Below are 6,987 nucleotides of genomic sequence, written 5' to 3'. Positions count from 1 at the left end.
AGGAATCCTTTCCTTCACCTACAGGGGTATAGGACCTAATCCATTTATATATCGTTACTTCAGATACACCATATTCGCTACTTAATTTTTTTACTGGAGTTCCAGAATTGTAGAGTTCCACTATTGTTTGTTTAAAATCTTCAGTATATTTTTTTGCTACACCTTTTCTTTTCATATAGGACACATCCTCTCAAAATTATTGTATTAGACTTAACTAAGGTGTGTCCACAAAACTATACTAACTCCATAGTTATCAAATTAAATTTTACATCATCAATTATATCATCTGAATGGTTACGTACAATTGATAATTTATCTTGTTCTGCATTTTGTGCAACATAATTTCTTAATGTTTCCTTATATTTTTCGTTTATGAAATTAAGCAATGTTTTTTTTGAACCCGGGTTTAAATTATCAATAGCATTTAAGGTTGTTTGACAAGTATCATAATAAAAACCGTAGTCATCTACTATAAACTTATATTTTTTTAAATTATTATATTCTATTTTTTTATCAATATCATATTCTTCTGGAATTGAAATTTCACCATTATCATCTGACTCGTCACCTATAGCTTGACTTAATTGTTCAATTAAGCCAGGAAGTAAAGAACGGATCTCTGTTTTTCTTTCATAACTAAATGGTTTTCCTATTCTATCCTCAGCTTTTTTTTCAGCCTCTTTTTTCCATTCTAACAACAATTCAACAGGGTATAAAGTCTCATCATTATCTATTAATTTTGCACAATTTTGACATAACCATATTCCATTTTCTATAGATTTACGTTCTTTAGACGATAAATTAGGGTCATATCTAGGGCCACCTTCTTCTGCAGCTGTAATATGAGCAGCAACTCCAATATTTTTAATTTTTTTATTATCTGAGTGAGGTCCTGTTGTTGCAACAACGCAATTTGGATTTGAACAAAAACCACCTACTCTTTTATACAAAGTATCTTTTGTTTTTTGATTAAAATCATCTCTCAAAATTAAAACCTCCGAACAAATTATTTACTATTATAATTTCGACAAATCATGACTAATTTCGACATTCCCCATTAAACAGCAAAAACGACTTACCTATTGGCAGTCGTTTTGTTATATCTTTGATGATCGTAATATTTTATTTTTCTTCTTTCTTCTCCATTTCTACCAGATGTCTATTAGCTCTAACGAAGGCAAGTATCCCCTTGATTTCTTCTTCAGTTAATTTTACTCCATCAACATTAAAATTATATTTTTCCATGATCTCTTCATCAGTTAATTCTAAATCACGAACAAATTCAAAATCTTCCTCTGTGAATTCCACTGGTGAGTCGGATCGGCCGAGGAGGTAGTCTGTGGTTGTTGAAAGAATTTCTGCTAATCGTTTAAGTTCATCAGCATCGGGTTGATAAATATCTGACTCCCACTTAGAAATTGTAGTATTATCTTTACCTAAATATTTGGCCAAATCTAATTGAGTCATTTTATTTGCTTTTCTTAAAGATTTTATTCTTTCCCCTAGAGTCATATAAATACCTCCAACGTTGCTGATACATCAATTAAAGAATAACATTTATACATAATTTTGAAAACAAATTTGATTAAATAGCAATTTTTTTATTGACAATTGAGCAAAACTCAATTATTATATATTTAAAAGTTGAGGAAACATCAAAAAAGGTGGTGATTATGTTGAACTATACCAAACTTAAGCAACTAAGAATAGATAGAAATATATCTCTTATGGAAATGGCAGATGCTCTTGGGCTAAAAACAGCTGGTGGATATTCTCGAATTGAGTCCGGAGAAAACAAACTTAAGGCAGAACATTTACCTATAATTGCTAAAAAGCTTGATATGGATTTAACCGAATTAACAAAGGAAATTTTTTTTGAAGATAAACTTGAGCAAACCTCAACTAAAAAATCTTTAGCTTAACCTTATTATCAATCATTGATTCACAATTCATGCAAAAGGAGGCATCAACATGACTGAACAACTCAGATGCCCTTCATGTCAACGAAAACTATTCGAGATCCAGTTTAATGGCTTGGTCGATATGAGCATCAAATGTCCCAAATGCCGCAATGTCATTCATTTACATCTTGACAGCAAAAAAGGTGTAAGAATTTCGGAAGTTGTTGGCAAGGGGGTGAGCAAGCGTGGATAAAGCTAAGCTCCAGGAAACATGGTTCCTAAATGATATAAAGACAAGAATTCTCAAAGTTTGTTTCGAGATGATGGACGACAAAAATTACAGTAAGAACGATGCTGTAAATGACTTGATGAAGATAGCAGAAGATCTTCATCATGCAGCAGACCCAAAAGAATATTATGTATGAAGCGACGGGAGGAAAGTAAGAATGGAGGATAAAGATATTACAAATAAAATTAAGAATTTTGGTCCCTTAATCGGTTTAATTGTTATTACTTTAATCTTATCTATTTTAAGCCCAGAATTCTTATCGATTGACAATATGCTAAAGTTACTATTTATTTTTACAATCATATAGTTAAAGATTTATATATTTTCAAATTAGTTCAAATAGCACAATGTGAAAAACATTTTTATAAATGTTAAGAGCATTAATAATTTAAATATTAATTTTTAAAATATGGACAATCTCTCTCTTCATATATATATGAAAAAAAGGTAGAGGGAGAATTATGGATATAATAATTTATATTAAAGACTCAACAAAAGGTATGCATGAGGTATCAACAGCTTCAATAGACTTAATTATTACAAGCCCACCGTATTGGAATTTAAAAAACTATGAAAATCATCCACAGCAACTTGGATTTGGATTGACATATAGACATTTTTTTGAAATCCTTAAGCAGAATTTAATAGAAAGCATGAGGGTATTAAAAGAAGATGGTATAGCAGTTTTTATAGTTGGAGACATAATGGAATCAACTAGAAAAAGATGAAAGAATTTTAGGCCAAGAATTTTCCCTCTTCATTCAGATATTATAAATTATTTTGTTGAAATGGGTTTTGATTTTTTTCAACATTTTATATGGAAAAAACAAAGTGTGAAGAAAGGGAGAAAGGGGAAAATTGTTTGGGGATCAGTGGATAAAAGATGGGCTGTTCCTCCATATTTATATGCAGATTTGAGCATAGAACATATAATAGTATTTAGAAAGCCTGGCAAAAAAAGAGATTTGCATAGTATGGAGGAACGACAAGCAGAAGAGTATAATAGAATCCCAAAAGAAAAATTTCTAGATTGGGCTAATCCTGTTTGGGAAATTAATTCACCCCATAACAAGAAACATCCAGCAACATTTCCTTCTAGTTTAGTAAATAGATTAATTAAAATGTATAGTTTGAAAAATGACATTGTGTTAGACCCGTTTTGTGGAATTGGTACTACTGTAAAAGAAGCAATAAAGCTAAAAAGGAATGCTATTGGGTATGAAATCAATAAAACATATATTAATGATCTTATAGATGAATATAATTTAAAAAGAAAAGGAGACAGATATTCAAATTAATTCTCAAAATTTTTAATGTAATTGTTTAAGGTCATTTTGCATATGGGTATTCTCAATATATGGTAATAAGTTGTTTATCTCGTGGTTTTTAACGTTCAATATATATTCGATAAAAGAGATATACATTTCCTGACTAATTTCACGAGAAGTTGAATCAGCAAAAACATTTAGTATTGAAAGAACTAATTCATGAAATTTTTTATTTTCTTTTGACAGTATGTGTAAGTTTAAATTTAAATTGCTTAAACGTTTTTCAACTGAAAATTCAAAGACCTCATTCCATACTTTATTTTTACTTTTCTTTATTCTATTATCCAATTTTCCTTTTTTTGTTTCGTCATACCATAGAGGACTATTAACATCAATACCCCGAAGATCACAGTATTCTTTTCGACTTCGAATAGGTGAAGTAACCGTACAAATAAAAATTTCATTTAAAATCCATTTATCCGATATCTCGCTATCTATTTTCAACTTCCTTTTAACTTCATTCCAACTACTTCCTTTTGTATTAATAAACAAAACTTTATCACCTATAGATAAGTCAAAGTTAGAAAGTTTGTCAGATGGACACCAACGCCCACTAATATATGCTGGCGGTACTTCTTTAGTATGCCAGGCGTTTTCCCTTGTGTATTATTTTCCTTAAATAGAGTTGATTTTCCATAAAACGATAATTTATATAGTCGTAAATTGCGTACTCTGTTAAAAAAGACCATTCACCACTTGGCATTGTTATCCCTCCATAGTGGACATTATTTCCAAATGGCTGTTTTTTTATATATTTAATTTTACAATATTAACAATTAAAACTAATAACACATGGGTCACACACAACAAATAATTACGGGAAATACTCCAACCCGTCAATTTTGAAACAAGAAATCTGATTTCAAATTCGTTTTGATATTGGGCCAATATTTTGAAAGTATAATGGTAATAAATCGATTGCTCTTGAATAAATTTTTCTTAACTGCAGTTATGAAAAATTTATTTGGAGGGAAAATTTTTGAGTATATTTATAATAAAATTTATAAAATATATAATGATTTTATAGAAGAAATAGATAGTTATGAATCATTGCGTGAGTTAAGAGATTTAAGATACAATGATATTCATTTACATGATTATCGAAAAAAGGTTGTCCAACAATTATACCTCCTAAGATATCTTCCGTATCTTATCGAATATTATCAAAAATATCGAGATCTATTTGATACAAATCATTTGAATTTATCGCTAGATATTATGTCAATTGGCTCCGGTAATGATTTAGATTTTCATGAAGCAGCCTTTGCGTTTTCATCCAAAGATGATTTTTATTATATTGGTATTGATAAAATCGAATGGTATTATAAAGAAAATAACGAACATTTTAATTATCGCTTTTTTATGCAGAACATCAACAAATGGACCAAGTTAGATAAAGATACATAAAACGTAATTATTTTTCCGAAATCTATTGGTGAATTAGTTGGATGATATAAAGTATTTTGTGTAAGCACTTCTCAAAATAAAAAAGTAGGGTATCCTCGGAATTGTCCAGATTCTATAAAGAGAGGAAAAACCCTACTATGTCATCTAGTAACTAATTCCGAGTTAACAAATCAACTTGAAAATCTTATTAAAAACTTCTTAAAAGAAAAAATTGAATTGATAATGAAGGAAGAACTTAATAATTTTCTTAAAGTTGAAGTAACTGATTTAGCTAATATCAAGAACTACTATTATCTCCGCTCTTTGGATCTTGCTTTGGTTAAATTGAAAATATTTCAGTTCCCCATGACCGTCAAGGTGAATTCCATACTCAATTATTCGAGTCATATAAGCGTCGTGATGGTTGGTTAGAAGAAGCAATCATAAAAATGTACCAAAGTGGAATGAGTACCCGAGAAATAGGTAATTTTATCGAAAAAATTTTATGTTCATCATATTCACCAACTATTATTAGTAATATTACCAATGTAGTTGTTGAAGATATTGAAATAACAAAGACCTTTAAATAAAAGATATTCCGATATCTATCTCGATGGTATGTATGTAAAGCTTAGACGAGATGTTGAGGGCAAAGAATTTATCTACTTTGTTCTTGGTGTAACCGAAGAGGGATACTGTGAGATTCTTGTTTTATGTTGGTGGACAAGAATCTGCTTTAAGGATGGAAAGAAATACTCTAAGATTTATATTCTTCTGGTGTTAAAGAAGTTCTACTAGGTGTATTTGACGGTTTAGCTGGACACGAAGAAACATTCAAATCTATTTATCCTAGAGCTGACGTTCAGCGTTGTGTAGTCACAAAGTAAGAAACACTTTAAACCACGTGGTAAAAAATATCAATATGAAATAGCTGAAGATTTAAAAAATATATATAAAATTATTGCGGGAAATTATAAAAATTATAAGTAAAGTAAATGCCCTGAAACTTATATAGCATCATGCTTCAGGGCATTCTTATTAATTGAAAGAAATGTTCTCAGATTTTTTTATAAGATATTCACAACTCATATGGTATCTGGAGCATAACGTTCATTAATAAAGTTGGTTACATCAACTCCAGTTACATTTTTAATAAGTTCTACTGTTTCATTTATTGATAAGTTTTTATAATTATATATTTCTCTACCTAGCTGATGGTAATATTTTATAACATCCTCAAGAGAAAATTGCCCATTTGTTTTTTCAATAATTAATAGATCTAAATCCCTCATAAAAGCAAAAGCTTCACCTTCATATACATTGCTATAATATTTAGCATAAGGATATACTTCTCTTACGGCATTAATATTTATCATAGATTGGATATACTGCTTTTCAGTCCAGACCCCCATATCTTTTAATGTTTTAAATGCTAAATATTCTGTTCCGGCTTCATTCCAGACATTAATTCCACTACCCATGGTTACACCATTCCACCAATGAATAAATTCGTGTGTTAAAACTTTTTTATCCCAATAACTAATTAGAGTTCGGTAACCTGCTGAACCTGAATCACTTCGGTCATTTAAGATGGTTATGACAAAATTCCTAGCATAATCTGTAGGTGGTTCTCCTAACTTATCTGTTAAGTAAATAAATACATCTTCGATAAATTTTTTAATCTCTTCTCTCTCTTCTTTGGAAGCAGTATTTAATTGAGATAATGAGAAAGTTGTATTTTTGATGGTAAATTGCTTCATATCAAATTCACCAAAACTTATATATTGGTTATCATATTCATTAGGATATATCATATACCAACCATTTTCTTCGGAATCGTATTGTCAAAAGTTTTATAGATTATTGTGTCAAAAACCTTGTTGTTATTGAAAAATTTATATTAAGGTATTGCCACCCCCTCAATTTAAGGGTAATTTTTAGTTGACCATTCAAAAAATTACTCAAACAAAGGAGGCGGCAAACTTGATGTCTAAAGTTATTTCTTTGTTGCTACTATACATTGAGGTTCAAAATAAAATCATTGTTTATTTGATGGGGGCATTGCTTGGTAAGAATTCTCTTC

General features: G+C 29.8%; 10 protein-coding genes and 2 pseudogenes. 7 read left to right on the top strand and 5 right to left on the bottom strand.

Translation table 11 applies throughout. From position 1 onward, the window contains the following. The 3 genes from BHF71_RS08725 to BHF71_RS08715 form a co-directional block, all read right to left on the bottom strand. On the bottom strand, nt 1–175 hold a 175-nt coding region (locus BHF71_RS08725; protein ID WP_084024127.1), incomplete at its 3' end, for a transposase. 58 nt (nt 176–233) lie between these two features. Further along, nucleotides 234–986, bottom strand: coding sequence for an HNH endonuclease (locus tag BHF71_RS08720; RefSeq protein WP_069657282.1), 753 nt, complete (start codon nt 984–986; stop codon nt 234–236). 136 nt (nt 987–1,122) lie between these two features. After that, a complete protein-coding gene (locus BHF71_RS08715; RefSeq protein WP_069657281.1) occupies nt 1,123–1,512 on the bottom strand; it encodes a helix-turn-helix domain-containing protein in 390 nt (129 codons plus the stop codon). 161 nt (nt 1,513–1,673) lie between these two features. Between BHF71_RS08715 and BHF71_RS08710 the strand changes: the two genes are divergently transcribed. The 5 genes and pseudogenes from BHF71_RS08710 to BHF71_RS12390 all read left to right on the top strand — a co-directional run bounded on the left by BHF71_RS08710 (nt 1,674) and on the right by BHF71_RS12390 (nt 3,488). Beyond that, nucleotides 1,674–1,922, top strand: a complete 249-nt coding sequence (locus BHF71_RS08710) for a helix-turn-helix domain-containing protein (protein ID WP_069657280.1) — start codon at nt 1,674–1,676, stop codon at nt 1,920–1,922. Nucleotides 1,923–1,971: 49 nt separating this feature from the next. Continuing rightward, nucleotides 1,972–2,154: a Com family DNA-binding transcriptional regulator gene (locus tag BHF71_RS12615; RefSeq protein WP_069657279.1), complete on the top strand. Its 183-nt coding sequence runs from the start codon at nt 1,972–1,974 to the stop codon at nt 2,152–2,154. Continuing rightward, a complete protein-coding gene (locus BHF71_RS08700) occupies nt 2,147–2,326 on the top strand; it encodes a hypothetical protein (RefSeq protein WP_069657278.1) in 180 nt (59 codons plus the stop codon). The genes BHF71_RS12615 and BHF71_RS08700 overlap by 8 nt, the downstream gene beginning before the upstream one ends. A gap of 21 nt (nt 2,327–2,347) precedes the next feature. Next, entirely contained in the window at nt 2,348–2,497 is a 150-nt protein-coding gene (locus BHF71_RS12160; protein WP_176717345.1) for a hypothetical protein, read from the top strand. A 154-nt stretch (nt 2,498–2,651) separates the two neighbouring features. Further along, nucleotides 2,652–3,488: pseudogene (locus tag BHF71_RS12390) on the top strand (DNA-methyltransferase). Nucleotides 3,489–3,500: 12 nt separating this feature from the next. Here the strand turns inward: BHF71_RS12390 and BHF71_RS08685 are convergent. Further along, on the bottom strand, nt 3,501–4,010 hold the full coding sequence (locus BHF71_RS08685) for a hypothetical protein (protein ID WP_069657275.1): 510 nt from the start codon (nt 4,008–4,010) through the stop codon (nt 3,501–3,503). Nucleotides 4,011–4,469: 459 nt separating this feature from the next. Between BHF71_RS08685 and BHF71_RS08680 the strand changes: the two genes are divergently transcribed. Further along, nucleotides 4,470–4,925 (top strand): hypothetical protein, encoded by a 456-nt coding sequence (locus tag BHF71_RS08680; protein WP_141705372.1) that lies wholly within the window; start codon nt 4,470–4,472, stop codon nt 4,923–4,925. A 114-nt stretch (nt 4,926–5,039) separates the two neighbouring features. Then, nucleotides 5,040–5,861, top strand: a pseudogene (locus BHF71_RS12385) (IS256 family transposase); the annotation flags it as partial. 128 nt (nt 5,862–5,989) lie between these two features. Here the strand turns inward: BHF71_RS12385 and BHF71_RS08675 are convergent. Then, nucleotides 5,990–6,664 carry a M61 metallopeptidase family protein gene (locus BHF71_RS08675; RefSeq protein ID WP_141705370.1) on the bottom strand — a complete coding sequence of 225 codons (675 nt, stop codon included), beginning with the start codon at nt 6,662–6,664 and terminating at the stop codon, nt 5,990–5,992. Between the last annotated feature and the right edge of the window lie 323 nt (nt 6,665–6,987).

The sequence above is a fragment of the Vulcanibacillus modesticaldus genome, from assembly GCF_001730235.1.
GTDB classification, from domain to species: Bacteria; Bacillota; Bacilli; order Tepidibacillales; family Tepidibacillaceae; genus Vulcanibacillus; species Vulcanibacillus modesticaldus.
The sequence above is the reverse complement of the archived record's forward strand: the minus strand, read 5'-3'. Positions and strand labels throughout refer to the sequence as shown.

What these genes read in the sequence shown, in the direction of transcription:
- BHF71_RS08715 (WP_069657281.1), bottom strand. Translation starts at nt 1,512, where the DNA reads ATGACTCTAGGGGAAAGAATAAAATCTTTAAGAAAAGCAAATAAAATG.
- BHF71_RS08710 (WP_069657280.1), top strand. Translation starts at nt 1,674, where the DNA reads ATGTTGAACTATACCAAACTTAAGCAACTAAGAATAGATAGAAATATA.
- BHF71_RS12615 (WP_069657279.1), top strand. Translation starts at nt 1,972, where the DNA reads ATGACTGAACAACTCAGATGCCCTTCATGTCAACGAAAACTATTCGAG.
- BHF71_RS12160 (WP_176717345.1), top strand. Translation starts at nt 2,348, where the DNA reads ATGGAGGATAAAGATATTACAAATAAAATTAAGAATTTTGGTCCCTTA.
- BHF71_RS08680 (WP_141705372.1), top strand. Translation starts at nt 4,470, where the DNA reads ATGAAAAATTTATTTGGAGGGAAAATTTTTGAGTATATTTATAATAAA.
- BHF71_RS08675 (WP_141705370.1), bottom strand. Translation starts at nt 6,664, where the DNA reads ATGAAGCAATTTACCATCAAAAATACAACTTTCTCATTATCTCAATTA.